The following is a 25,556-nucleotide window of genomic DNA, read 5'->3' on the forward strand; positions in this document are numbered from 1 at the left end:
TCACCCTCCACTCCGCCGCGCCCGCCTGCTCCTGCACGCTTCCGGCAGGAGGACGCATGGACAAGGACGAACTGGGGCGGCGCGGCGAGGAGATCGCGGCGGCGCACCTGAGAGACAGCGGATTCGAGATCCTCGACCGCAACTGGAGGATCCGCGAGGGCGAGCTCGACATCGTCGCCCGCGACGGATCAGCACTGGTCGTGGTGGAGGTGAAGACGCGCTCGTCGACGCGCTTCGGACTGCCGGTCGAGGCCATCACGCGGGCCAAGGCGCAGCGCCTGCGCCGGCTCGCCTACGCGTGGGCCGACGAGCACCACGAGCGCTCCCGCCACCTGCGGATCGACGCGGTAGGCATCGTCGCGCCCGGGGGAGTCCCGTCGCAGATCCGGCACTTGCGGGCGGTGGCGTGATGGGCCTGGGAAGGACGTCCGCCGTCGGCCTCGTCGGCTTCGCCGGAGCCGTGGTCGGAGTGGAGGCGCACTCAGCAGACGGCACGCCCGGCATGGTGCTCATCGGCCTGCCCGACGCGGCGCTCGCGCAGGCGAAGGAGCGGGTCCGCTCGGCCGCGATCAACTCCGGCAGCACGATCGCCGAGTACAAGATCACGGTGAACCTCTCGCCGGCCGCGATGCCCAAGCACGGCTCCGCCTTCGACCTCGCGATCGGGCTGGCCGCTCTCGCGTCACTCCGGGAGGTCGACGCGGAGTCGGTCGCCGCGGTCGTCCACATCGGCGAGCTCGGGTTGGACGGCCGGCTGCGCTCGGTCCCGGGCGTGCTGCCCGCGGTGCTCGCGGCCGCTCGCGAGGGCAGGCGCCGTGTGATGGTCCCCGTCGAGGACCGGCTCGAGGCGGAGCTGGTCGACGGCGTCGAGGTGATCGCGGTCTCCTCGCTGGCGGCGGCCGCCGTCTGGCACGGAGCGGAGTGGGAGGTGCCGGTGCTCCCCGAGGCCGCGCCGCCGCCCGCGACGCTGGCCGAGCCGGAGGCCCGCCTCGACCTGTCCGACGTGGTGGGCAACGAAGAGGCGGCCGAGGCGATGGTGGTCGCGGCGGCGGGCGGGCACCACGTGTTCCTGCTCGGGCCTCCCGGCGCCGGGAAGACGATGCTCGCCTCGCGCCTGCCGGGCATCCTCCCCGATCTCGACGACGCCGCCGCGTTCGAGGCGACCTGCATGCGCTCGCTCGTCGGAGCGCCGACCGGTGGCGCGCTGGTGCGCAGGCCGCCGTTCGAGAGTCCGCACCACTCCGCCTCATCCGCGGCGATCGTCGGCGGGGGCAGCGGCCGCATCCGTCCCGGTGCGGTCGCCCGCGCCACCCGCGGCGTGCTGTTCCTCGACGAGGCCCCCGAGTTCTCCTCCGTCGCGCTCGACGCGCTGCGCCAGCCGCTCGAGTCCGGAGTGATCCGCATCCACCGGGCGAACGCTGTCGCCGAGTTCCCCGCGCGGGTGCAGCTCGTCCTCGCGGCCAACCCGTGTCCGTGCGGCCGCTTCGGCATTCCCGGTGAGACCTGCACCTGCGCCCCCGCGGTCCGCCGCCGGTACCTGGCGCGGCTCAGCGGCCCGCTGCTCGACCGCGTCGACATCCGCTTGACCGTCCGCCGCATCAGCGCGGCTCAGCTGGCGGCGCGCCGCGACTCGCCGGGGATGTCGACGGGCGAGGCCCGCGCCCGTGTCGCTGCTGCTCGGTCCCTGGCCGGCGCCCGCCTCGCCTCCACTCCGTGGACGCTCAACTCGGAGGTCTCCGGCGCGTGGCTGCGCTCGGACGCGGTGCGCCCGACCAGCGCCGAGTCCCGCACGCTCGACCGGGCCCTCGAGCGCGGTCTGGTGACCATGCGCGGCTACGACCGGGTCCTGCGGCTGGCCTGGACTCTCGCGGACCTCGACGCGGCCGACCGGCCGACCGCAGCCCACCTGGCACGCGCGCTCGTCCTCCGAGGAGGTGCCGCGTGATCCGGCCCGACTCCCTCTTCGACGCCGCGGAGCTCGATGCCGTCCGCCGTCTGCTGCCGAGCAGCGCAGCCGATCCGGGGTCAGCTGCCGAGAGGACGGGCGAGTCGGACGGCGCGCGGAGCGAGCTCGTGGACGCCGCCGCTCGATGCGCCTGGAACTCGCTGACCGAGCCCGGCGACTCCGTCGCAGCCCTCCTCATCGAGCGGGTCGGGCCGGCGGAGGCGTTCGCGCACGTCGTGTCGTCCTCCTCCGCGGAGGAGATCCTCGCGCCTCCGCATCGCGCTCCCTCCGAGGAGGGTGACCCGGCGAGCGCGCTGCTCGGCTCCGAGGTCGCCGCGCTGCAGTCGGGGCTGACCCGCTGGCGGCCGCGCCTGGACCGCAGGCTCCTGTTCCGCCGTCTCGAGATCGCTGAGCGCCTCGGCGCCCGGCTGCTGCTTCCCGGGGCTCCCGAGTGGCCCGAGTCGCTCGACGACCTCGGGCCGCACGCGCCGCTCCTGCTCTGGCTGCGCGGCGATCCCGCGGCCTTCGCTCCGCCGCACCGGCTGGCCCTCGTCGGCGCACGCGCTGCGACCGGCTACGGCGAGCACGTGGCCGCCGAACTCGCCGCGGGCGTCGCGACCCGCGGCGTCTCGGTCGTCTCGGGCGGCGCCTTCGGGATCGACGCCGTCGCCCACCGCGCCGCCCTCGGCTCGGGAGGTCGCACGGTCGCGTTCCTCGCCGGGGGAGCGGACCGCCTCTACCCGACGGCCCACGCCGACCTCCTCCACCGCATCATCGCCACCCCCGGCTGCGGCGTCGCGACCGAGGTCCCGCCGGGCACGACTCCCACCCGCTGGCGATTCCTGCAGCGCAACCGCCTCATCGCCGCCTCGACCGCCGGCACCGTCGTCGTCGAGGCCGGCGCCCGCTCCGGCTCCCTCAACACCGCCGGCCACGCGGCCGCCCTGGGCCGCCCCCTCGGCGCGGTCCCGGGCCCGGTCACCAGCGCCTCCTCCGCCGGCTGCCACCGGCTCCTCCGCGAATACGCGGCGACCTGTGTCACCTCGCCGCCGGACGTGCTCGAACTGCTCGGAGTCGGTGACGAGGACGGAACGCGCCGAGCGCTGACCGCGGCTGAGACGCGAGTCCTGGCCGTCGTCGATTCCGAAGGAGGCTGTGACGCCGCAACCGTCGCCCGCCTCGCCGGTGAATCGCTCGATTCGGCGCTGTCGGCTCTGGGTGCGCTCCTCGCCGACGGACGCGTCCACCGCTCCGAGGACGGGGACTGGGAGCGGTCACCAGGATGAGCGGCCCCGCCGCCGCGGCGCTGTCGGCGGTCCGCCCTACGCTGAGGGGGCATCGGCGAGGGGAGCGGCATGGACGCCACGGCAGCAGGACACGGCGGGGAGCGCCCGCAGCTCGGGCACTTCCGCGCGGCCGACAGGGTCATCGCGCACCTGAGCGACACGCACCTGCTGGCCGACGGGGCTCCGCTCTACGGGAAGGTCGACACGGTCGCCCGGCTCGCGCAGGCGGTCGGCCGGCTTGCCGAGCGCGGCGGGCGCCTGGACGCGATCGTGGTCACCGGGGACGTCGCGGACCGCGGCGAGGAGGACGCCTACCGGCGCGTGCGCGCGCAGCTCGATCCGGTGGGCGAGAGGTTCGGCTGCCCGATCGTCTGGGTGATGGGCAACCACGACGAGCGCGGAGCCTTCCGGCGGGTGCTCCTCGACCAGGACCCGGCGGGCGCGGGACCCGTGGACCAGGTCGTCGACCTCGGCGGGCTCCGGCTCATCGCGCTCGACAGCGCGGTGCCCGGCTTCCACCACGGCGATCTCACCGACGCCCAGCTGGCCTGGCTGAAGGACGAACTCGCCGCGCCGGCGCCGCTCGGGACGATCCTCGCCCTGCACCACCCTCCGCTGCCCACACCGCTCGGCGCGATGACCGTGCTCGAGCTGCGGGGGATCGACCGCCTCGAGGAGGTGGTGCGCGGCACCGACGTCCGCGCGATCCTCGGCGGGCACCTGCACTACCCCACTGCCGCGGCCTTCGCGGGCGTGCCCGTGTTCGTCGCCGGCGCCACCAGTTACACGATGGACCTCGGGGCGCCCGAGCGGGAGCTCGCCGGCATCGACGGGGCGCAGAGCCTCTCGCTCGTCCACGTCCACCCGGAGACGGTGGCCGCCTCGTTCGTGCCGACGGCGCCGGCCCCGATCGCGACTCGGTTCGGCACGGACCTGATCGAGCGGCTCGAGGGGCTCGACGAGCAGGGGCGCATCGACCTCTGGTCGCGGATGCCGGACGGATCATGACCGGCGAGACGCTCGCCGACTCGATCGAGCACTTCCTCCGCTATGTCCTCGACGAGCGCTCTCTCTCGCCCGCCACGGCGAAGGGCTACCGCTCCGACCTCGCGGGTCTCGTCACCCACGCGGAGGAGAAAGGGCGGCCCCGCACCGCCGAGCTCGACCTCGAGCTGCTGCGCGACTGGCTGTGGCGGGAGTCCGAGTCCGGGATCGCCCGCGCGACCCTCGCCCGGCGCACCGCCGCCGTCCGCTCCTTCTCCTCGTGGGCGCAGCGGACCGAGCGGCTGCCGATCGACGTCGCCGCACGCCTCAAGACGCCCAAGTCCGGTCGGACCCTGCCGCGGGTCCTGACGCTCCCGCAGGCGGAGCAGCTGCTCGACACGGTCGCGGCGCGCGGCGCGACGGAGGACCCGGTCGCGCTGCGGGACCTCGCGATCGTCGAGCTGCTCTACGCCTCGGGGATCCGGGTCTCGGAGCTGGTCGCCGTCGACGTGGGCGACCTCGACCTCGGCCGCCTCACCGTGCTCGTCACGGGCAAGGGCGCCAAGCAGCGGGTCGTCCCGTTCGGCGTGCCCGCGAAGGAGGCGCTCGTCGACTACCTGGAGCGCGCCCGACCCGCTCTCGCCACCGCCGACGGGAGCCGGGCCCTGCTGCTGGGACGGCGGGGCGCGCGCCTCACCCCGCGCACGGTCTACGGCGTCGTGGCGAGGCTGCTCGACGGCGGGCAGGGCTCCGGCCCGTCCGGCCCGCACACCCTCCGCCACACCGCGGCGACCCACCTGCTCGACGGGGGAGCCGACCTCCGCGCCGTCCAGGAGCTGCTCGGCCACGCGAGCCTGGGCACCACGCAGATCTACACCCACGTCTCGACCGAGCGCGTCCGCGACGCGTACCGCCTCGCCCACCCCCGCGCCTGACCGGATCCGCGAGTCGCTGGACGCAGCCTTCTGCGTCACGCGCTCCCCACCCTGCACCTCGTCCAGCGGCAGCAGCACCGCCCGGGGGATCCCGCCGAAGAACCGCATCGGCGAGACGTAGTCGCCGCCCTCGCGGACGCCGAGGTGCACGCACCTCCCGTCGCAGTGGCCGCCCGCACCCACTGCTCCGACGGGCTGGCCCGCAGTGAGGACCTGCCCCGCCGTCACCGATCCGTCGACCGGCTCGACCGTCGAGACCAGTCCGTCGGCGTGCACGATGCTCACCACGGACCGGTCGACCACCCTGCCCGAGAACGACACGGTGCCCGCCGCGACCGCGACCACGGGCTGCCCGACCGCTGCCGCGAGGTCGATCCCGCGGTGCCCGGGGGCGTAGCGGTGCGCCGGTGCGCCCCACGGCTCCACGACGGAGAAGCCCGCGACGGGCGGGGTCCACCGCGGGTCGGACCGGACGGGAGACGAGGTGCCGGAGGGCGAGGCGCCGAGGGGCGCCCCGACGAGCAGAGCGGCGAGGGCGAACACGCCCGGGCGCAGGAGCGGGGATCGGAGCATGCGGCCACCCTCCCGGAGCCGAGTCAGGACCGGCGGTCGGCCGAGCGGATCAGGGGAGGAGAGCACTACCGGCCCGGCTGTGGAGGGAGGACATCCGGCAGGGGGAGAGCGCAACCCGTCCCGGCGGTCCCTCGGAGAGGAGTAGCGTGCCGGTGATCCGGCTCGGGAGCGGCACCCCGCCCCCACCGGCGGCGAGAATCGGAGACGACCATGACCAGCGGACGATCTGACACGACCAGCGGGAGAGCGGACATCCCGAACCCCTCGGCGGCGAAGCTGAAGAGGAAGGTGATCGGCCTCGCGATCGCGGCGGCGGTCGGCGGCTTCCTCTTCGGCTTCGACTCGTCGGTGGTGAACGGTGCCGTGGAGGCGGTGCAGGGCGAGTTCCAGCTCTCGGCCGCCCTGATCGGCTTCGCCGTCGCCTCCGCCCTGCTCGGCTGCGCGCTCGGCGCGTACCTCGCGGGCCGCCTGGCCGACCGCTGGGGCCGCATCAAGGTCATGCTGCTCGGCGCCGGGCTCTTCTTCATCTCCTCCATCGGCGCAGGCGCGGCGTTCGCGGTCTGGGACCTCGTGCTCTGGCGCGTGGTCGGCGGCCTCGGAATCGGCATCGCCTCCGTGATCGCTCCGACCTACATCTCGGAGATCGCGCCCAAGGCCATCCGCGGAGCCCTCGCGTCGCTGCAGCAGCTGGCGATCACGCTCGGCATCTTCGCCGCACTGCTCTCGGACACCCTCATCGCGAACGGCGCGGACGGCGCCTCCGAGCCCTTCTGGTTCGGCGTCGCCGCCTGGCGCTGGATGTTCATCGCCTGCGCCGTGCCGGCGGTCGTCTACGGCCTCCTGGCCCTGACCCTGCCGGAGTCGCCCCGCTACCTCGCGACCCGAGGCCGCTCCGAGGACGCCCGCGCGGTCCTCGCGACGGTCACGCCGCGCGACGAGGTCGACGAGGCCCTCGCGGACATCCAGAAGAAGATCGACGAGGACTCCGAGAACGCGAAACGCTCCAGCCTCCGCGGCCCCGCGCTCGGCCTGCTCCCGGTGGTCTGGGTCGGCATCCTGCTGTCGGTGTTCCAGCAGTTCGTGGGCATCAACGTGATCTTCTACTACTCCACCTCTCTGTGGAGCGCGGTCGGATTCGACGAGTCCAACTCCTTCGCGATCTCGGTCTTCACCTCGGTCGTGAACGTCGTCGTCACCTTCGTGGCGATCTTCCTGGTCGACAAGGTCGGCCGGAAGCCGCTGCTGCTGGTCGGCTCGGCCGGCATGGCGGTCTCGCTCGCGCTGATGGCCATCGCCTTCAGCCAGTCGACGATCAGCGGCGAGGACGTCTCGCTGCCCGGCGCCTGGGGGCCGATCGCCCTCGTCTCGGCGAACGCGTTCGTCGTCTTCTTCGGCGCGACCTGGGGCCCGCTGGTGTGGGTCCTCCTCGGCGAGATCTTCCCGAACCGGATCCGCGCGGCCGCGCTCGGCCTCGCCGCCTCGGCCCAGTGGATCGCGAACTTCGCCATCACGGTGACCTTCCCGATCCTCTCGCAGGACGTGTCGCTCACCCTCGCCTACGGCCTCTACGCCGCCTTCGCGGCGATCTCGTTCGTCTTCGTCTTCATGTTCGTGCCCGAGACCAAGGGCCGCTCGCTGGAGGAGATGGACACCCTGCACATCCGCACCGTGATGAAGTCGGCGCGCAAGTAGCACCGGCCTCCCGTGCCCCGACGGCCGCCCTCCCGCAGCAGCGGGAGAGGCGGCCGTCCTGGTGCTAGACTCCACGGAGCACCTCGCTCGTCGGGGTGACTACGCGCGCCCATTCGGCCTCCGCTCCCCACGGTCCCTCTCCGCTCACGCGGCCGGGGCGGGAGTGCGCCGGGCGCCAGGGCGACGTGCCGACCGGCCGTCGCAGACAACCGAACGGGAGTTCGGCGCCGTCGTGCGCCCGGGCCCCGAGACAAGGAGAACGACTCATGGCAGTCGTCACCATGCGCCAGCTGCTCGACAGCGGCGTCCACTTCGGGCACCAGACCCGTCGCTGGAACCCGAAGATGAAGCGCTTCATCCTGACCGAGCGCTCGGGCAGCTACATCATCGACCTCCAGCAGTCGCTGGCCTACATCGACAAGACCTACGACTTCGTCAAGGAGACGGTCGCCCACGGCGGCACCATCCTCTTCGTCGGCACCAAGAAGCAGGCGCAGAACGCGATCTCGGAGCAGGCGACCCGCGTCGGCCAGCCCTACGTGAACCAGCGCTGGCTCGGCGGCCTCCTGACCAACTTCCAGACGGTCTCGAAGCGCCTCGCCCGCATGAAGGAGCTGGAGGAGCTCGACTTCGACGACACGTCGAAGAGCGGCTTCACCAAGAAGGAGCTCCTCATCAAGAAGCGCGAGCTCGACAAGCTGCACAAGTCGCTCGGCGGCATCCGCAACCTCTCGAAGACGCCGTCGGCCCTCTGGGTCGTCGACACCAAGAAGGAGCACCTCGCGATCGACGAGGCCAAGAAGCTGGGCATCCCGGTCATCGGCATCCTCGACACGAACTGCGACCCGGACGAGGTCCAGTACCCGATCCCGGGCAACGACGACGCGATCCGCTCGGTGAGCCTGCTCACCCGCATCGTCGCCGACGCCGCGGCCGAGGGCCTCATCCAGCGCCACCAGAAGCCCGAGGCCGAGGGCAACGTCTCCGCCGTCGAGCCGCTGGCCGAGTGGGAGCAGGAGCTGCTCTCCACCGGTGCGCCCGCCGCCGACGTGCAGGAGCCGAACGAGCAGGCCGGCGCGGAGACCGAGAAGGTCGCCGACGCCGAGGCCGAGACCGCCGACGAGGCCGTCGTCGAGGCCGAGACCCCCGCCGCGGAGGAGGCCCCCGAGGCCGACACCGCCGCGACCTCGACCGACGAGGCCGAGGCCACCGCGACCTCGACCGACGAGACCGCCACCGCCTGACACCCCGTTCCGTGACGGGGGTCGGACGCCGCGCCCGCGGTCGTCCGGCCCCCGCTCGGTCGGTGCACGTTCACCACGAGTAAGAACCGCCGTCACCTCGGCGTGCTGGGCTCCTTTCGTGAGCCCGCCGCCGCGAGTGACGGCGCCACAGGGTTTCCGAACCAAGAGGAGTTCCGAGAACATGGCAAATTTCAGCCTCGCTGACGTCAAGACGCTGCGCGAGCAGCTCGGTACCGGCATGGTCGACACGAAGAACGCGCTCGTCGAGGCCGACGGCGACCTGGACAAGGCGGTCGAGATCCTCCGCCTCAAGGGCGCCAAGGGCAACGCGAAGCGCGCCGACCGCTCCACGAGCGAGGGCCTCGTCGCCGCCGCCGAGAAGGACGGCGTCGCCACGATGATCGAGCTCGCCTGCGAGACCGACTTCGTCGCCAAGGGCACGAAGTTCATCGCCCTCGCCGACGCCGTGCTCGCCGCGGTCGTCGCCGCCGGCTCCACCACGGTCGAGGAGGCACTCGCGGCCCCCGCCGACGGCAAGACCGTCGCCGACCTCATCAACGACGAGGCCGCGATCCTCGGCGAGAAGGTGGAGCTGCGTCGCGTGGCCTCCGTCTCGGGCGAGCACTTCGCGATCTACCTCCACAAGACCAACAAGGACCTGCCCCCGCAGGTCGGCGTGGTCGTCGGCTACGCGGGCGAGGACGCCGAGACCGCGCGCTCCGTCGCCCAGCACATCTCGTTCGCGAACCCGTCCTACCTCTCGCGCGAGGACGTGCCGCAGTCCGAGGTCGACAACGAGCGCCGCATCGTCGAGGAGATCTCGCGCGGCGAGGGCAAGCCCGAGGCCGCCCTGCCGAAGATCATCGAGGGACGCGTGAACGCGTACTTCAAGCAGGTCGCCCTGCTCGACCAGGATTACGCGAAGGACAACAAGCTGTCCGTCAGCAAGGTCCTGAGCGACGCGGGCCTGACCGTGTCGGGCTTCGCCCGCTTCAAGGTCGGCGCCTAACAGCACTGCAGGGGGGAGTCCGGGTCGTTCAGTCGACCCGGGCTCCCTTCGTTCTGCCCGGCGCGGCCCCGGGCGTGGTCGCGGGGCCCGCTCCGCGCGGGATAGGTTTGTACGGGTCTACGGGAGGAAACGTCCATGACGGAGACGGATGCGATGACGACGGGCAAGCGCCGCAGGGTGCTTCTGAAGCTGTCGGGGGAGGCGTTCGGAGCCGGCACGCTCGGCGTGAACCCGGATGTGATCAGCGCTCTGGCGCGCGAGATCGCCGATGCCGCGACCGAGGTGGAGATCTCGGTGGTCGTCGGCGGCGGCAACTTCTTCCGCGGAGCCGAGCTCTCGCAGCGCGGCATGGACCGCGGCCGGGCCGACTACATGGGCATGCTGGGCACGGTGATGAACGCCCTCGCCCTCCAGGACTTCCTCGAGCAGGCGGGCGCCGAGACGCGCGTGCAGTCCGCGATCGCGATGACGCAGGTCGCGGAGCCCTACATCCCCCGCCGGGCGATCCGGCACATGGAGAAGGGCCGCGTCGTCATCTTCGGCGCCGGCGCCGGACTCCCGTACTTCTCGACCGACACGGTCGCCGCGCAGCGCGCGCTCGAGACGCACGCCGACGTGGTCCTCGTCGCCAAGAACGGCGTGGACGGCGTGTACGACGCCGACCCGCGGACGAACCCCGACGCGAAGAAGCTCGACGCGCTGACCTACCAGGAGGCGCTCCAGCGGGGCCTCAAGGTGGTCGACTCCACCGCGTTCAGCCTCTGCATGGACAACGGCATGCCGATGCAGGTCTTCGGCATGGAGCCCTCGGGCAACGTCGCGAAGGCCATCCGCGGCGCCGAGCTCGGCACGCTCGTCTCGAACTAGACTGACCACTTCCCTCTCTTAAGGAGCTCCCTGTGATCTCGGATGTACTGGCCGACGCGAAGACCAAGATGGGCAAGGCCGTCGAGGTCGCCAAGGAGGACTTCTCCACGGTCCGCACCGGACGCGCGAACCCCGGCATGTTCCAGAAGGTGCTGGTGAGCTACTACGGCACCCCGACGCCGCTGTCCCAGCTCGCCTCGATGCAGAACCAGGAGGCCCGCACGCTCGTCCTGACGCCCTACGACAAGGGCTCGCTGCGCGACATCGAGCAGGCCATCCGGGACATGCCGAACCTCGGCGCCAACCCGACCAACGACGGCACGATCATCCGCGTGACTCTGCCCGAGCTCACCGCCGAGCGCCGCAAGGAGTTCGTCAAGATCGTCCGCACCAAGGCCGAGGACGCCAAGATCGCGGTGCGCAACATCCGCCGCAAGGGCAAGGACGACCTCGACGCGCTGAAGGGCGACGTCGGAGACGACGAGCTCGCCCGCGGCGAGAAGGAGCTCGAGGCGCTCACGAAGCAGCACGTCGACGCGATCGACGAGGCGCTCAAGCGCAAGGAATCCGAACTGCTCGAGGTGTAGCGGTGCCCGAGATCCCCGAAGGACCCGAGGGCGGCGAGAAGAGACCGTCTCCGCACGTCCCGGGTGCCCGGGGATCCCGGATGGTCACCCGCGACGCGCTGCGTGCGCGTGCCCAGCAGGGCCGGGCCGACGTCGAGCGCCAGCTCGAGGCGACCCGCGCCCAGCTCGAGGCGACGAACGACCGTCTGACCGCGCGCAGCGGCCGGAACCTCGTGTCCGCGACCGCGATCGGCCTGCTCGGCGGCGGCGCGATGGTCGTCAGCCTGCTGCTGGTCAAGGAGCTCTTCATGGTGCTCGCGGGGGTGGTGGTGCTGCTCGCGGCGCTGGAGCTCTCGAACGCCCTGCGTCACGCCGGCCGCGACATCCCGCGCATCCCGACCGGGATCGTCGCGGTCGTCGCCGTTCCCGCCGCCTACTACGGCGGCCTGGGCGCCGCGTGGGCCACGGTCCTCGGCGGATCCGTCCTCGTCGGCCTCTGGCGCCTGGGCGAGCAGCTCTTCCGGCGCACGGCCTCCAGCCGCAGAGACCTCGCCCTCGACATCGGCCTCGGCGCGTTCGTCCAGGGCTACACGACCTTCCTCGGCGCCTTCGCGATCCGCCTCGTCGCCGAGCCCGGCGGCCAGCTCTGGGCGTTCGCGTTCCTGGTGCTCGTGATCGTCGTCGACACCGGCGCCTACGTGAGCGGACTCACCTGGGGCAAGCACCCGATGGCACCTCGGATCAGCCCGAAGAAGACCTGGGAGGGCTTCGCCGGTGCGGCCGTCGCGGGGATCGTCGTCGGGGTCCTGCTCGCCTTGCTGATGCTGGGCCAGCCCTGGTGGGTCGGCGCGGTGTTCGGGGTCGTGGTGCTGCTCACCGCGACGCTCGGCGACCTCGCGGAGTCGCTGATCAAGCGCGACATCGGCATCAAGGACATGAGCTCCTGGCTGCCCGGCCACGGGGGAGTCCTCGACCGGCTGGACTCGATCCTGCCGTCGGCCGCCGCGGCCTACGTGCTCTACTTCCTCTTCGCCCACTGAGCAGGCGCCTCCCGGGGCGTGCCGATTCCGCTCCCGGCGCGCGGCTTGGCATGATGTCGGGATGACCGCTCCCTTCCCCCGAGCCCGCGAGTCCCGTCCCGGCTACGACACCGCCGAGGTCGACTCCTTCCTCGCGTCGGCGCGCGAGGCCTACTCGCAGCTCTCCGGGGGGCCGGCGGACCTGCGCGCCGCCGACCTGCGTCACACCGCCTTCAGCCTGCGCAAGGGCGGCTACTCCGCGCCCCACGTCGATGCGGCGCTCGAGCGCCTCGAGGACGCCTTCGCCCTGCGGGAGCGCCAGTACGCGATCGCGGCCCGGGGCGAGGAGGCGTGGCTCGCCGACGCGCGGGCGACCGCCCAGGAGATCGTGAACCGGCTGGCCCGTGCTCCCCGCGAGCGCTTCACCCGGGCCGGCGCTCTCACGACGGGCTACAACATCCGCCAGGTCGACGCCTTCGCCGACAGGATCTCGGGCTACTTCCGCGACGGATCGGTGCTGACCGTCGACGACGTGCGGACCGTCTCCTTCGCCCCGCAGCGCGGAGGCTACGCCGAGGCGCAGGTCGACCTGCTGCTCGACACGGTCGTCGACGTCATGCTGGCGGTCCGCTGACCGGAGCCGGATCTGCTGGCCGATCAGGTCATCGTCCGTTATGCTTTCGTAATCGTGGCTCAGCATCCTCAGACCTCCGTCGCCCACACGCCCGCGAACCGCACCAGCGGTCGCCCGGCGGTCCCGCACCAGACCCCGGTGCGGCGCTCCTGGGCTCGGATCCCGGTGACGGTGCTGGCCTTCACGGCCTCGATCGCGTTCGCCATGGTGAACGTCGTCGATCCCTCCAGCGGCGCTGTCGCGTCCCCGTACTACCAGGCGCCGGCGCGCTTCAACGGCGACTCCGCACAGCGGCTCGTGGTCGCGGACGCCGTCGAGCGGACCGTCCAGCGCGACTCGTTCGGCGCCGAGGCGAAGCCGACGCCCACTCCCACCCCGACGCCCACCCCCACCGAGACGCAGACCGCCTCCGCAACGGCCGACGAGGTGGAGTCGGGCTCCGCCGAGGCCGAGACCGCCGCTCCCGTCCAGCGCGCCGCTGCTCCGGATCCCGGCTCGGCGAAGGCCATCGCGTACGACATGATCGTGCAGCGCGGCTGGGCCGACAGCGAGTACGACTGCCTCGTCCTGCTCTGGAACCGCGAGTCCGGCTGGAACGTCTACGCCGAGAACAAGTCCAGCGGCGCGTACGGCATCCCGCAGGCGCTCCCCGGCAGCAAGATGGCCACGGCCGGCGCCGACTGGGCGACCAACGCGAGCACTCAGATCACCTGGGGCCTCGGCTACATCTCCGGCCGCTACGGTTCGCCCTGCGGCGCCTGGGCGCACTCCGAGTCGGTCGGCTGGTACTGATCGTTCCCCTCCGCTCGGCACCGCGTCCGGCGGGCTGAGCGTCTCGCTACCCTGGTGCCGTGGATTACGCGCTGCTCGGGGTCGTCGGGATCATCACTGTCGTCACCGTCGCGCGGTTCTCGAGCCGCCTCGGGATCGCCGCACCGCTCCTCCTCGTCGTCATCGGGATCGGCGCGTCGTATCTTCCCGGTGTCCCGGACATCGAGGTCGAGCCGGAGCTGATCCTCGCGGGCGTGCTGCCGCCGCTGCTCTACTCGGCGGCCATCCAGGTGCCGCTCACCGACTTCCGTCGGAACCTGCGCTCGATCTTCGGGCTCTCGGTGCTGCTGGTCGTGGTGACCGCGCTCGTGGTCGGCGGCTTCCTCTACCTCGTGTTCCCCGATCTGAGCCTGCCCGCGGCGATCGCCCTGGGCGCCGTCGTGAGTCCGACCGACGCGGTGGCGGCGACCTCGATCGGCAAGAAGCTCGGACTCCCGCCCCGCCTGGTGACGGTGCTCGAGGGCGAGAGCCTCGTGAACGACGCGTCGGCGCTGGTGCTGCTGCGGGCCGCGACGGCCGCGGCGGCCGTGGTCGGCGCCTCCGTCACGACCGACGCGATCGACGTGGGCGAGGTGGGCGTCCTCTTCGTCTACTCCGTCCTGATGGCGATCGCCCTCGGACTGGTGATGGGCGTGCTCACCGTCTTCGTGCGCTCGAAGCTGCGGGATCCGGTGCTGGACACCGCCGTGTCCTTCGCCGTGCCGTTCCTGGCCTACATCCCGGCCGAGGAGCTGGGCGCGTCCGGAGTGCTCGCCGTCGTGGTCACCGGGATCTACACGGGGCACAACAGCGCGCGCTTCCTCTCGTCGCAGTCGCGGATCAGCGAGCGGGTGAACTGGCGGACGGCGCAGTTCCTGCTCGAGAACGGCGTCTTCTTGCTGATGGGCGCCGAGATCAAGGCGATCGTCTCGGGGGTCGTGGACCCGGGCGAGTTCGGAGTGGGCACCGCCGTGCTGCTGGGTCTGGCGACGGTGGTCATCCTGATCGTGCTGCGGACCCTCTTCGTGTGGCCGCTGCTCCTGTGGCTGCGCAGCTCCGGTCGGCGGGCGGAGCGGATCAACCGGCGCCTGGCGGTGGGCCTCATGCGACTGCGCAACAGCGCCACCAGCGACGAGCGCTTCCGGCGGCGGCAGGTGCGAGCGGAGCGGCTCTACCTCCGGCGCGAGACCGATCTGGCCGCGACCACGAGCGAGGCGTTCGGCTGGCGCGGCGGAGTCGTCCTGTCCTGGTCGGGGATGCGCGGCGTGGTCACGCTCGCCGCGGCCCAGTCGCTGCCGGACGAGACTCCCTACCGCTCCCAGCTGATCCTGATCGCCTTCACCGTCGCCGTCGTGACGCTGCTCCTCCAGGGTGCGACGCTCCCCGCCCTGATCCGGCTCACCGGCATCCAGGGCACCGACGGCGAGGCCGACCGCCGCGAGCTCGCGACGCTGCTCGACGAGGTCGCGGCCACGGGCATCCAGGCCCTCCCCGAGGCGGTGGCGGAGCTGCCCGACGGCGAGGCGGGCGAGCGCGTCCTCGAGCGCGTGCGCCGCGACACTCTGACGCGCTCGCAGGTGGCGTGGGAGCAGGTCGGGCGCGCGGAGGACGCGCCCCTCGGCCCGCACGCGCAGTACCTGCGGCTGCGCCGGGCGGTCCTGCTCGCCGAGCGGGAGGCGCTGCTGGACGCCCGCGGGCGCGGCGTCTACTCCTCGCGGACGCTCCGGCGGGCACAGCTGATGCTCGACGCCGAGGAGACCCGGCTCGAGATGGACGACAGCTCCCACTGACGGGAGGGGCCCGGCGGCGGCCTCCTAGACTGGGGGGATGCCGCGCAGCAACAGACCCCGGGGCAGCCGCCGAGACGACGACGACGAGCAGCGCGACCTCTCGCAGATGCTCGCCGGCTTCCGGCGCACCGAGTCCCACGCCGGCCGGGAGTGGAACGTCCAGCCCGTCTCCGCCGCACGGGCCGTGAAGAACTACCTCTGCCCGGGCTGCGGGCTCACCATCGACATCGGCCAGCCGCACCTGGTCACCTGGCGCGCCGACGGCGCCCTCGGCGACGCGGCCGACCTGGCCGGCCGCCGCCACTGGCACACGCACTGCTGGAGAATCCGAGGAGCACGATGACCCACGAGATCCGCGGAGGCGTCGTCCTCCCCGCCCGCCGCGAGGACGTCGAGCTGCACACCTCCGACGGGCTGACCCTGGTGGGGGAGCTCGCGCTGCCGCTGGAGCGCGAGCCCGTCGCGACGCTGGTGACTCTGCATCCGCTGCCCACCCACGGCGGCTTCATGGACTCCCACATCCTGAGGAAGGCCGCCGCTCGGCTGCCCGCCCTCGCCGATCTGGCGGTCCTGCGCTTCAACACCCGCGGGACCGCGTCCCCGCGCGGGACGAGCGAGGGCGCGTTCGGGCATGGCACCGAGGAGCGCGCGGACGTCGCCGCCGCGATGACGCTGGTCGCGGAGCGCGGGCTGCCGCACCCGTGGCTGGTCGGCTGGTCCTTCGGGACGGAGCTGGCGCTGAAGTGGGGGAGGGAGCACCCGGTCGAGGGAGCGATCCTGCTCTCACCGCCCCTGCACCGCACGAGCGCGGAGGAGGTCGCCGCCTGGGGCGAGGACGGCCGCCCGCTCGTGGCGCTCGTCCCGGAGTTCGACGACTACCTGCGTCCCGAGGCGGCCGCCGAGCGCTTCGCGAGCGTGCCGCAGCTGGACCTCGTGGCCGTGGAGGGCGGGAAGCACCTCTGGGTCGGCGAGGCGCAGACCCGCCGGGTCCTCGACGAGATCGTGCGCGTGGTCGCGCCCGCCTCGTCCCCGCTGCCGACGGAGTGGGCGGGCGAGCTCGGCTGAGCCCGACCGCCCAGCGACCGCCTAGCGGCCGGACGAGCCGCCGTCGGATCCGCTGCCGCCGTCCGAGCCGCTGCCGTCGGAGTCGTCGCCGTCGCTGTCGTCCGCGAGCCCGTCGATGTGGCCGATGAGCCCGCGCAGTCCGGACACGTAGCCGGCGATCGCGTCGCGCTCGGTGCGGATCTCGTCGAGGCGCCGCTCGGCGGTGTCCATCAGCTCTCGGCTGCGGCGCTCCGCGTCCGCGACCAGCTTCTGCGCCTGGTCGCGCGCGTCGTCGAGGAGGGCGTCGGAGTCGTCCTGGGCCTTCCGGCGCAGTCGCGTGGTGTCGTCGAGGGCGTCGCTGCGGAGCGCGTCCGCCTCGAGGCGCTTGTCGTTCGCGCGTCGGATGGCGTCGGCGAGCTGCAGGTTCGACTCGTCGAGGTAGCGCTGCGTCTGCGCGACGGCCTCCTGGTGGCGGAGCAGGTCGTCGCGGTCGGCCTCCTCGCGGCGCGCGGCGAGCTCGACCACCAGGTCGATCCGGGCCTGCTCGACCTCGCGCGAGAGCGCAGCGGCCTCGTCGGCGGACGCGGCGCGCAGGCCCGCCAGCTCGGCGTCGAGCACGGCGACGGCCTCGGCGCGCTCCTGGGTGAGCCGCGTGCGCTGGTCGGCGATCTCGCGCGCGCCCTCGGCGCGGACGGCGGCGACCTCGGCGTCGAGCGCGGCGCGGGTCGAGAGCACCTCGGCCTCGACCGCAGCGCGGGCCTGGGCGACCTCGGCCTCGACGGCCGCCCGGAGCCGGTCGACCTCGGAGGCGACCTCGGCCCGCAGGAGCTCGTTGGCCTGAGCGAGACGGGCGGCCTCGGCACGGGCGACCTCGATCTCGCGGGCGGCGACGGCGCGCATCTCCGCGGCCTCGCGCTCGGCCTCGGAGCGGATCGCGGCGGCCTCGCGCTTGGCGGTGGCGCGGGTCTCGGCGGCCTCGGTCGCCACCGTTCCGCGGATCGCGGCGGCCTCGCGGACGGCGTCCTGGGTCATCACGTCGCGGTCGTCGGCGGCCTTGCCGAGCGTCGCCGCGGCCTGCGCCTCGGACTCGTCGCGGGTCCGGTCCGCACGGCGGCGCGCCTCGGTCACCAGGCGCTCGGCCTCGTCGCGCGCCTCCTGGAGCAGGCGGTCGCCGTCGTCGCGGGTGGAGCGGCGCAGGGCGGAGGCGTCGTTCTCGGCCTGGGCGATGATCCGCTCGGACTGCTCCTCGGCCACGCGCAGGGTGTGCTCGAGCTTGGCGCCCAGGCCCGCGTAGGTGGGAGTGCCGACCTGCTGGAGCTCCTTCTCGAGTCCCTCGATCCGGGAGGAGAGGCGCTTCACCTCGCGGCCGCTCTCGGCCGCCTGGGTGTTCGAGTGGATGAGCTCGCGGCGCAGGCCCTGGACGGCCTTGTCGACCTCGTCCCGGTCGTAGCCACGGAACACCTGGGTGAATTCGGCCTCGTCGTTCGCCACGTCGTCTCCTTCAGAGCAGGACCGCGGTGGGGCTCGCGGCACTCGGAAAGTGTATTCAGCGCGGAGGCCGCGGCCGGGGCGACACCCGCACCGCGCGCCTCTCGGCCCGCACTCTCGGCTTCTCCCGGGCATCGGAGCGAGGGCATCGGCTATCGTGGACTGTCTTTGTCTGTTGCCGTCGCGCCCCGGTCCGGCTCCCTACCCCGAGCCGGCCCCGGCCGTCACCCCGATCCGGCAACGCAGGAGGAGTTCTTTCGTGCGGTTCGTCTTCGCCATCATCGCCACCGTCATCGCTGCCGCGATGATCGTGCTCGGCATCGGTCAGCGGACGGTCTGGGCTCCTCCGGAGTCCCTCACCGCCGAGACCGCGCTCGACTCGTCCGCTCCCTACGCGGTGATCGACGGCAGCACCCTGGGCGCCAACCCGGGCCGCCAGACGATCACGGTCGAGGGCGGCGGCGACCTCGTCGTCGCCTACGCCCCCACCTCCGACGTGCTGGGCTGGGTGGGCGGTTCGAGCTACGACGCCATCGGCTACGAGCGCGCCGACGACACCCTCACCTCCGCGGAGGAGACGGGGGAGCGCGTCCAGCTCTCCTCGGACGTCGAGACCGCCGATGCGGCCGTCGTCGACCCCCGCGGCTCCGACCTCTGGCTCGAGCAGTTCGAGGGCAGCGGCAGCGTGACCCTGGCGCTCGACGTGCCGGAGGACGTCTCCATCCTCATCGCGAGCGACGGCACCGCGCCGGCCGCCGACTCCGTGCGGGTCAGCTGGCCCGTGGACACGGCGACGCCCCTCGCCGGCCCGCTGCTCCTCGGAGGCGCCGTGTTCCTCCTGCTCGGACTCGTCCTCTACATCTGGGCCTTCGTCCACCTGCGTCGCCAGCACGGCCCGCGTCGGAAGGGACCGCAGGGCCGGATCCCGCGCGGGGCCCGCCGCCCCCGGCCGCGAGCCGGGATCCAGGCCTCCACGGCGTCGCCGGCACCCTCGCGGCGCAGGGCGGCCCTGGTGCTGCCCGTCGTCCTCGGGACGACCGTCCTCCTCTCCGGCTGCAGCTCCGACTACTGGCCGGATCTGGCCGCGGGCGCGAGCGAGGCGCCGACGGCGTCCGCCACGGCGACCGCGGGGGCCGAGCCGGTCTCGGCCGAGCCGACGCCCGTGGTCACCACGCAGCAGGCGGAGGCCATCGTCGCCGAGGTCGCCGACGTCGCGTCGCGTGCCGACGCCGCCCGGGACGCCGGGATCCTGGCCGAGCGCTTCCAGGGCGAGGCGCTGACGGAGCGCACCACCAACTACGACGTCGTCACCAAGGGCGGGACGATCGACCCGCCGCAGACGATCCCGGCCTCCCCGGTGAGCCTGGTGCTCCCGCAGGACACGGAGTCGTGGCCGCGCCTCGTGACCGCCGTCGTGCAGAACTCGTCGGACACCACCCAGGCCCCGATCGCGCTGATGATGAGCCAGGCGAGCCCGCGCGTCGACTACAAGGTCGACTACGCCATCTCGCTCGAGGCCAACGCGCGCATCCCCGATGTCGCGCCGGTCACCGTCGGCACGTCGATCGTCGCGCCGGACTCGCGCCTGATGAAGCTCGCCCCGCAGACGGTCGGCTCCGCGTACGCGGACGTGCTCGCCAACGGCGACTCGAGCCAGTACGCCGAGCTCTTCGCGGCCGACGGCGACACCCTCCGGGGCCAGGTCGGCGTCGACAAGAAGAACGCCGACCGCGAGGCGCTGCCGGACACCGCCTCGATCGAGTTCTCGAACGCCGCCGGCACGTCGCCGACGATCGCGCTCGCGACGAACGACTCGGGGGCCCTCGTCGCGGCGAGCATCGCCGAGACGTCGACCGTCCGCCCCACCGCCGAGGGCTCGACCGTCTCGACCTCCGGCGCCTCGCAGACCCTGCTGGGCACGGACAAGTCGACGACCGGCATCGAGACCACCTACGGCTACCAACTGCTGTTCTACGTACCGCCCGTCGGATCGGAGGAGAAGATCGTGATGCTCGGATGGAGCCAGGGACTCGTCTCGGTGGTGCAGCTGCCGTGAGCACCGTCCCGCCCCTGCCCGGAAACCTCCGCGGCGCCGTCGACCTCTCGTCGCTGGTGAACCGCCGGACCCCGCCTGCCGCCGAGGCCGGCGCGTCTGCCGCACCCGCCGCTCCCGGAGGCGCGCCCGGCACGAATCCGCTGCTGCTGACCGCCGGCGACGCCGAGTTCGACCAGGTGGTCCAGCTCTCCTCGCGCGTGCCGGTGCTCGTCGACCTGCGCGGCTCCTGGTCGGACCAGAGCCAGAGCATGACCGCGCTGCTCGAGAAGGTCGTCGTCTCGTACGCCGGCGCGTTCGTGCTCGTCGGGGTCGACGTGGAGTCGAGTCCGCAGCTGGCGCAGGCGTTCCAGGTGCAGTCCGTGCCGACGGTCGCCGCGATCATCGGCGGCCGCCCGGTGCCCCTGTTCAGCGGTCTCGTCGCCGAGGAGCAGCTGCGCGACCTGCTCGAGCAGGTCCTCCAGCTCGCCGCTCAGAACGGCGTCACGGGCACGGTCCCGGTGGAGGGAGCCGCTGCCGCCGAGGGCGCGGAGCCCGAGCCGGAGCCGCTGCCGCCGCACCACCAGGAGGCCTACGACGCGATCGACCGGGGCGACTACGCCGCGGCGATCACCGAGTACGAGACCGCCATCGCGCAGAACCCGCGCGACGACCTCGCCGTCGCCGGGCTCGCCCAGGTGCGGCTGCTGGCCCGCCTCCAGGGCCGCACGCTCGACGACATCCGCTCGACCGCCGCGGCCGAGCCGTCGAACCTCGACGCGCAGCTCGCCGTCGCCGATCTGGACGTCTCGGGCGGACACGTCGAGGACGCCTTCGATCGGCTGCTCTCGATGTTCCCGCGACTGGACGCGGACGGGAAGGCCGCTGTCCGGGCGCGACTCCTGGAGCTCTTCGAGATCGTCGGCCAGACCGACCCGCGCGTGAACAAGGCGCGGGCGCGCCTCACCGGCCTGCTCTACTGAGCCCGGCCGGAACGCCGAGAGGCCGCCCGCTCGCGACGATCGTCGCGGCGGGCGGCCTCTTCCGTGCAGGGACCGGTCAGTCGGCGGGGCGCAGATAGAGCACGGCGAGCGGCGGGAGCACCAGCTCGGCGGACGCGGGGCGGCCCGCCCACGGCTCCTCGCGCGCCTCGACCGCTCCGAAGTTCCCCACTCCGCTGCCGCCGTAGATCTCGGCGTCCGTGTTGACGAGCTCCTCCCAGCGGCCGGCCGTGGGCAGGCTCACGCGGTAGCCGTGCACGGGCGATCCCGAGAAGTTGGCGATGACGGCGATGGGGCGCCCCTCGCTGTCCTTCCGCAGGAACGAGACGACGTTGGCCGCCGCCGCGCCGCCGTCGATCCACTCGAAGCCCGACTGCTCGTGGTCGAGCTCCCAGAGCGACGGGGAGTCGCGGTACACGCGGTTCAGCTGCCCGACGAGGCTCCAGAGGCCGCGGTGGCTCGGCTGGTCGAGGATCCACCAGTCCAGACCCCGCTCCTCGCTCCACTCGGAGTACTGGCCGAACTCCTGGCCCATGAAGAGCAGCTGCTTGCCGGGGTGCGCCCACATGAAGGCGAGGTAGGCGCGCACGTTGGCGAGCTGCTGCCAGTGGTCGCCCGGCATCTTCTGGATCAGCGAGCCCTTGCCGTGCACGACCTCGTCGTGGCTGATCGGCAGGACGAACTTCTCGCTGAAGGCGTAGACGAACGAGAAGGTGATCTCGCCCAGGTGGTACTGGCGCCAGAGCGGGTCGTTCGCCATGTAGTCGAGCGAGTCGTGCATCCAGCCCATGTTCCACTTGAGCCCGAAGCCGAGGCCGCCGGAGCTGGTGGGCTGGGTGACGCCGGGCCAGCTCGTCGACTCCTCGGCGATCATCATGATGCCCGGGTGGAGCTTGTAGGCCGTGGCGTTGACCTCCTGGAGGAAGCTGATCGCCTCGAGGTGCTCGCGTCCGCCGTACTGGTTCGGCAGCCACTCGCCCTCCTTGCGGGAGTAGTCGAGGTACAGCATCGAGGCGACGGCGTCCACGCGCAGGGCGTCGACGTGGAACTCCTCGAGCCAGAACAGGGCGTTCGCGACGAGGAAGTTGCGCACCTGGGTGTGCCCGAAGTCGAAGACGTAGGTGCCCCAGTCCATCTGCTCGCCGCGCCGCCAGTCCGGGTGCTCGTAGAGCGGCTCGCCGTCGAAGCGGGCGAGGGCGAAGTCGTCCTTGGGGAAGTGCCCGGGCACCCAGTCGACGATGACGCCGATGCCGGCCTGGTGCAGGCGGTCGATCAGGTACTTGAGGTCGTCGGCCGTGCCGAAGCGGCTCGAGGCGGCGTAGTAGCCGGTGACCTGGTAGCCCCAGGACCCGCCGAACGGGTGCTCGGCGAGCGGCATGAACTCGACGTGCGTGAAGCCGAGCTCGGTGACGTACTCGATCAGCGGGTCCGCGAGGTCGCGGTAGCCCAGTCCGGGACGCCAGGAGCCGAGGTGCATCTCGTAGACGCTGAGCGGCTGCGTGTGCGGATCGACCGAGGCGCGCTTCTCCATCCAGCCGGAGTCGCCCCACTGGTGGTGCGAGACGGGGACCTTCGAGGCGGTCGCGGGCGGCACCTCTGTGGCGCGGGCCATCGGGTCGGCCTTGCGGACCCAGTGGCCGTCGCGCGACAGCAGGTCGAACTTGTAGGAGGCTCCGGGCTCGACGCCCGGCACGAAGATCTCCCAGACCCCGGTCGTGCCGAGGTTGCGGAGGGAGTGGCCCTCGCCGTTCCAGTCGTTGAAGTCGCCGACGACCCGAGCGGCCTGGGCGTGCGGGGCCCAGACGGCGAAGCTCGTGCCCCAGACCCCCTCGTGCTCGCGGTGGCGGGCGCCGAGCGCCTCCCAGAGCCGCTCGTGGCGGCCCTCTCCGATGAGGTAGAGGTCGAAGTCGCCGACCGTCTTCGAGAAGCGGTAGGGGTCCTCCGCGGTCCACTCGCCGCCGCCGTCGTAGCGGGCCTCGACGGTGTAGGCCTGCGGACCGAGGACGTGGAAGCCCTGCCAGATCCCGTCGCTGAGGTGGCTGAGCTCGACGCGCGCGCCGGTGGAGAGCACCACGGCGACCTTCTCGGCGAGCGGGCGGCGCACGCGGACGACCGTCACCGGGTCGGAGACCCCGGGCGCTGCGACGAGGTGCTGGCCCAGGACGTCGTGGGGGAGCGCGTTGCTGCCGGTGGCGAGCTGCTGGAGCACCCACTCGGGGATGTCGGGCAGCGCGATCGCCGCGGTGCCGTCGACGGGGCCCGAGGCGGACGCGGGATCCGCGGTCGACTCGACGCTGCCGGCGGTCCTCTCGACGGGAGCGGCGCTGTCGGCGGCGACGGAGTCCGTGTGGTCGTGGACCGCGTCCTCGGCGGCGCTGCCGACCGGAGCGGAGACCGCGTCCTCGTCGGCGTCGGGCTCCTCGCCCTCGGCGTCGTCGGCCGCGACCGGCTGCGGCGCCTCCGGGACCGTCTCGACCGCGTAGCTCCGCGCGTTCTCGCCGTCCGCTCCGGGGTGCTGAGGAGCGTCCGGCGCCGCGTCGGCGACGTGCGCGCCGTGGCCGGAGGTGGTCGCCGAGCTGGTGCCCGTCGTCGGGACCGTCTCGGCGTGCGCGCCGAGGCCCGCCTCCTCGGCGGGGTTCGTGCCCTCGGGAGTGTTTCCGCTCATCGCTCGTCCGCCTTCACGCTCAGGATGTGCACGGGCTCGACGAACGAGTCGAGCCGCACGTAGTCGTCGCTGCCCCAGGTCCAGACGGCGCCGGTGATCAGGTCCTCGACCTCGAAGGTCGCGCTCCAGTCGAGGCCGATCGCGGGCAGGTCGAGGTGGACCGTGGTCTCGCGCGCCGAGTGCGGGTCGGTGTTGACGACGACGATGATCGTGTCGTCGGTCCCGGTGCCCGTGAACGCGGCCTGCAGGTGCTTGGAGTAGACGAGGATCGCGTCGTCGTCGCTGCCGTGCACGTGCAGGTTCCGCAGCTGCCCGAGCGCGGGGTGCGAGCGCCGGATCTCGTTGAGGCGCGTGATGTACGGCGCCAGCGAGCGGCCCGACTCCTCGGCGCCGGCCCAGTCGCGCGTCTTGTACTCGTACTTCTCGTTGTCGATGTTCTCCTCGGCGCCGGGCCGAGCGACGTTCTCGACCAGCTCGTAGCCGGCGTAGACCCCCCACAGCGGGGACGCGGTCGCGGCCAGGGCCGCCCTCACCTTGTAGGCCGAGCGGCCGCCGTACTGGAGGTACTCGGTGAGGATGTCCGGGGTGTTCACGAAGAGGTTCGGCCGCATGTAGTCGGCCGTCTCGTGGGAGATGCTCGTGAAGAACTCGCCGAGCTCCTCCTTCGTGTTGCGCCAGGTGAAGTACGAGTACGACTGCTGGAAGCCGACCTTGCCGAGCGCGCGCATGATCGCGGGGCGCGTGAACGCCTCCGCGAGGAAGACGACCTCGGGGTGCTCGGCGTTGACCTCGTGGATGATCCACTCCCAGAAGTCGAGCGGCTTCGTGTGGGGGTTGTCGACGCGGAAGATGCGCACGCCCAGGTCGATCCAGTGGCGCAGGACCCGCAGCGACTCCTGGCGGATGCCCTCCGGGTCGTTGTCGAAGTTGATCGGGTAGATGTCCTGGTACTTCTTCGGCGGGTTCTCGGCGTAGGCGATCGAGCCGTCGGGGAGTGTCGTGAACCACTCGGGGTGGCTGGTCACCCAGGGGTGGTCGGGCGAGGCCTGCAGGGCGAAGTCGAGGGCGAGCTCGAGGCCCGCGTCCTCGACCGCGGCGTGGAAGGCGCGGAAGTCGTCCTCGGTGCCGAGGTCCGGGTGGATCGCGTCGTGCCCGCCCTCGGCCGAGCCGATCGCCCACGGCGAGCCGGGGTCGCTCTCGCCGGCGTCGAGGGTGTTGTTCGGGCCCTTGCGGAAGGAGCGGCCGATGGGGTGGATCGGCGGCAGGTAGAGCACGTCGAAGCCCATCGCGGCCACGGCGGGGAGGCGGTCGATCGCGGTGCGGAAGGATCCGCTGGTCACGGTCCCGTCCTCGTGGCGCACCGCGCCCTCGGAGCGGGGGAAGAACTCGTACCAGGCGCCGACGCCGGCGCGGGTGCGCTCCACGTGCACGGTGCGCGGCTCCGAGACGCTGCTGAGGCTCATCACCGGGCGGGCGTCGAGCGCGCCGTGGACGGCGGGATCGGTCGCCGCAGCGAGGCGCTCCTCGGCGCTCAGGGAGGTGTCGCCGACGCGGGCGGCGGTGTCGGAGAGCAGGCCGCGCTCGCCGTCGGGCCGCGAGGCGTCGTCGGCGCCGCTGCGCAGCAGGCCCTCGCCGATGGCGAAGGTGACGTCGATGTCCAGGCCGGCCGGGATCTTGACCTCGGCGGTGTGCAGCCAGGTCGCCCAGTCGTCGGCGTAGGCGCGGATCCGGTAGCTCCAATCGCCCTCCTCGTCGAGGGCCACGAGACGCCCGTAGCGGTCGGTGCCGGTCGCGAGGAGCGACATGCGGTGCTCCGACTCGGCCCCGGACGGCGAGCTCAGCAGGAGGTCGACACCGATCAGGTCGTGCCCCTCCCGGAAGGCCGTGGCGGCGAACGGGACGACCTCGCCGACGAACGCCTTCGCGGGCCAGCGGTCGTCCTCGAGCCGCGGCTGCGGGTCGATGATCGGCA

General features: G+C 72.7%; 21 protein-coding genes and 1 pseudogene. 18 read left to right on the top strand and 4 right to left on the bottom strand.

Annotated elements, in window-relative coordinates:
• The first annotated feature begins 56 nt into the window (after positions 1-56).
• The 5 genes from C5D08_RS04335 (at position 57) to C5D08_RS04355 (ending at position 5,150) form a co-directional block, all read left to right on the top strand.
• Complete coding sequence (locus C5D08_RS04335) at positions 57-410, top strand: YraN family protein (RefSeq protein ID WP_104275995.1); 354 nt, start codon at positions 57-59, stop codon at positions 408-410.
• Positions 410-1,945, top strand: a complete 1,536-nt coding sequence (locus C5D08_RS04340) for a YifB family Mg chelatase-like AAA ATPase (RefSeq protein WP_104276077.1) — start codon at positions 410-412, stop codon at positions 1,943-1,945. Before C5D08_RS04335 ends, C5D08_RS04340 begins: the two co-directional genes overlap by 1 nt.
• A complete protein-coding gene (gene dprA / locus C5D08_RS04345; RefSeq protein ID WP_104275996.1) occupies positions 1,942-3,231 on the top strand; it encodes a DNA-processing protein DprA in 1,290 nt (429 codons plus the stop codon). Before C5D08_RS04340 ends, dprA begins: the two co-directional genes overlap by 4 nt.
• A gap of 69 nt (positions 3,232-3,300) precedes the next feature.
• On the top strand, positions 3,301-4,239 hold the full coding sequence (locus C5D08_RS04350; RefSeq protein ID WP_104275997.1) for a phosphodiesterase: 939 nt from the start codon (positions 3,301-3,303) through the stop codon (positions 4,237-4,239).
• Positions 4,236-5,150 carry a tyrosine recombinase XerC gene (locus C5D08_RS04355; protein WP_104275998.1) on the top strand — a complete coding sequence of 305 codons (915 nt, stop codon included), beginning with the start codon at positions 4,236-4,238 and terminating at the stop codon, positions 5,148-5,150. Before C5D08_RS04350 ends, C5D08_RS04355 begins: the two co-directional genes overlap by 4 nt.
• A 120-nt stretch (positions 5,151-5,270) precedes the next feature.
• On the opposite strand, the pseudogene C5D08_RS17525 reads toward C5D08_RS04355, so the two are convergent.
• Positions 5,271-5,723: pseudogene (locus C5D08_RS17525) on the bottom strand (murein hydrolase activator EnvC family protein); the annotation flags it as partial.
• 210 nt (positions 5,724-5,933) lie between these two features.
• Between C5D08_RS17525 and C5D08_RS04365 the strand changes: the two are divergent.
• From C5D08_RS04365 to C5D08_RS04415, 11 genes are all read left to right on the top strand, one after another.
• Positions 5,934-7,415: a sugar porter family MFS transporter gene (locus tag C5D08_RS04365; RefSeq protein WP_104275999.1), complete on the top strand. Its 1,482-nt coding sequence runs from the start codon at positions 5,934-5,936 to the stop codon at positions 7,413-7,415.
• Positions 7,416-7,681: 266 nt separating this feature from the next.
• A complete protein-coding gene (gene rpsB, locus C5D08_RS04370; RefSeq protein WP_104276000.1) occupies positions 7,682-8,659 on the top strand; it encodes a 30S ribosomal protein S2 in 978 nt (325 codons plus the stop codon).
• A 181-nt stretch (positions 8,660-8,840) separates the two neighbouring features.
• Positions 8,841-9,668: a translation elongation factor Ts gene (tsf, locus tag C5D08_RS04375; RefSeq protein ID WP_104223895.1), complete on the top strand. Its 828-nt coding sequence runs from the start codon at positions 8,841-8,843 to the stop codon at positions 9,666-9,668.
• A 153-nt stretch (positions 9,669-9,821) separates the two neighbouring features.
• Positions 9,822-10,535, top strand: coding sequence for a UMP kinase (pyrH, locus tag C5D08_RS04380; protein WP_374952923.1), 714 nt, complete (start codon positions 9,822-9,824; stop codon positions 10,533-10,535).
• A gap of 32 nt (positions 10,536-10,567) precedes the next feature.
• Positions 10,568-11,122, top strand: a complete 555-nt coding sequence (gene frr / locus C5D08_RS04385) for a ribosome recycling factor (protein ID WP_104267270.1) — start codon at positions 10,568-10,570, stop codon at positions 11,120-11,122.
• A gap of 80 nt (positions 11,123-11,202) precedes the next feature.
• Complete coding sequence (locus C5D08_RS04390; protein WP_104276001.1) at positions 11,203-12,141, top strand: phosphatidate cytidylyltransferase; 939 nt, start codon at positions 11,203-11,205, stop codon at positions 12,139-12,141.
• 61 nt (positions 12,142-12,202) lie between these two features.
• Entirely contained in the window at positions 12,203-12,754 is a 552-nt protein-coding gene (locus tag C5D08_RS04395; protein ID WP_104276002.1) for a DivIVA domain-containing protein, read from the top strand.
• A 54-nt stretch (positions 12,755-12,808) separates the two neighbouring features.
• Positions 12,809-13,546, top strand: a complete 738-nt coding sequence (locus C5D08_RS04400; RefSeq protein WP_258067296.1) for a lytic transglycosylase domain-containing protein — start codon at positions 12,809-12,811, stop codon at positions 13,544-13,546.
• Between the two features lie 59 nt (positions 13,547-13,605).
• Positions 13,606-15,354, top strand: coding sequence for a sodium:proton antiporter (locus C5D08_RS04405; protein WP_104276004.1), 1,749 nt, complete (start codon positions 13,606-13,608; stop codon positions 15,352-15,354).
• A 37-nt stretch (positions 15,355-15,391) separates the two neighbouring features.
• Positions 15,392-15,697: a hypothetical protein gene (locus C5D08_RS04410; protein ID WP_181110258.1), complete on the top strand. Its 306-nt coding sequence runs from the start codon at positions 15,392-15,394 to the stop codon at positions 15,695-15,697.
• Positions 15,694-16,419: an alpha/beta hydrolase gene (locus tag C5D08_RS04415; protein WP_104276005.1), complete on the top strand. Its 726-nt coding sequence runs from the start codon at positions 15,694-15,696 to the stop codon at positions 16,417-16,419. Before C5D08_RS04410 ends, C5D08_RS04415 begins: the two co-directional genes overlap by 4 nt.
• A 21-nt stretch (positions 16,420-16,440) precedes the next feature.
• Here the strand turns inward: C5D08_RS04415 and C5D08_RS04420 are convergent, their stop codons facing one another.
• Positions 16,441-17,889, bottom strand: a complete 1,449-nt coding sequence (locus C5D08_RS04420) for a DivIVA domain-containing protein (protein ID WP_104276006.1) — start codon at positions 17,887-17,889, stop codon at positions 16,441-16,443.
• 256 nt (positions 17,890-18,145) lie between these two features.
• Between C5D08_RS04420 and C5D08_RS04425 the strand changes: the two genes are divergently transcribed.
• Together C5D08_RS04425 and C5D08_RS04430 are read left to right on the top strand one after the other, a co-directional pair.
• Positions 18,146-19,942 carry a hypothetical protein gene (locus C5D08_RS04425; RefSeq protein ID WP_104276007.1) on the top strand — a complete coding sequence of 599 codons (1,797 nt, stop codon included), beginning with the start codon at positions 18,146-18,148 and terminating at the stop codon, positions 19,940-19,942.
• Complete coding sequence (locus tag C5D08_RS04430) at positions 19,939-20,901, top strand: tetratricopeptide repeat protein (protein WP_104276008.1); 963 nt, start codon at positions 19,939-19,941, stop codon at positions 20,899-20,901. Before C5D08_RS04425 ends, C5D08_RS04430 begins: the two co-directional genes overlap by 4 nt.
• Before the next feature lie 76 nt (positions 20,902-20,977).
• Here C5D08_RS04430 and glgB read toward each other — a convergent pair whose 3' ends face one another.
• Both glgB and C5D08_RS04440 read right to left on the bottom strand, forming a co-directional pair.
• Positions 20,978-23,584: a 1,4-alpha-glucan branching protein GlgB gene (glgB, locus tag C5D08_RS04435; protein WP_104276009.1), complete on the bottom strand. Its 2,607-nt coding sequence runs from the start codon at positions 23,582-23,584 to the stop codon at positions 20,978-20,980.
• Positions 23,581-25,551 carry an alpha-1,4-glucan--maltose-1-phosphate maltosyltransferase gene (locus C5D08_RS04440; RefSeq protein ID WP_258067319.1) on the bottom strand — a complete coding sequence of 657 codons (1,971 nt, stop codon included), beginning with the start codon at positions 25,549-25,551 and terminating at the stop codon, positions 23,581-23,583. The genes glgB and C5D08_RS04440 overlap by 4 nt, the downstream gene beginning before the upstream one ends.
• Positions 25,552-25,556: the final 5 nt, after the last annotated feature.

Source organism: Rathayibacter sp. AY1B6, from assembly GCF_002932755.1.
In the GTDB taxonomy this organism is placed as follows: Bacteria; Actinomycetota; Actinomycetes; order Actinomycetales; family Microbacteriaceae; genus Rathayibacter.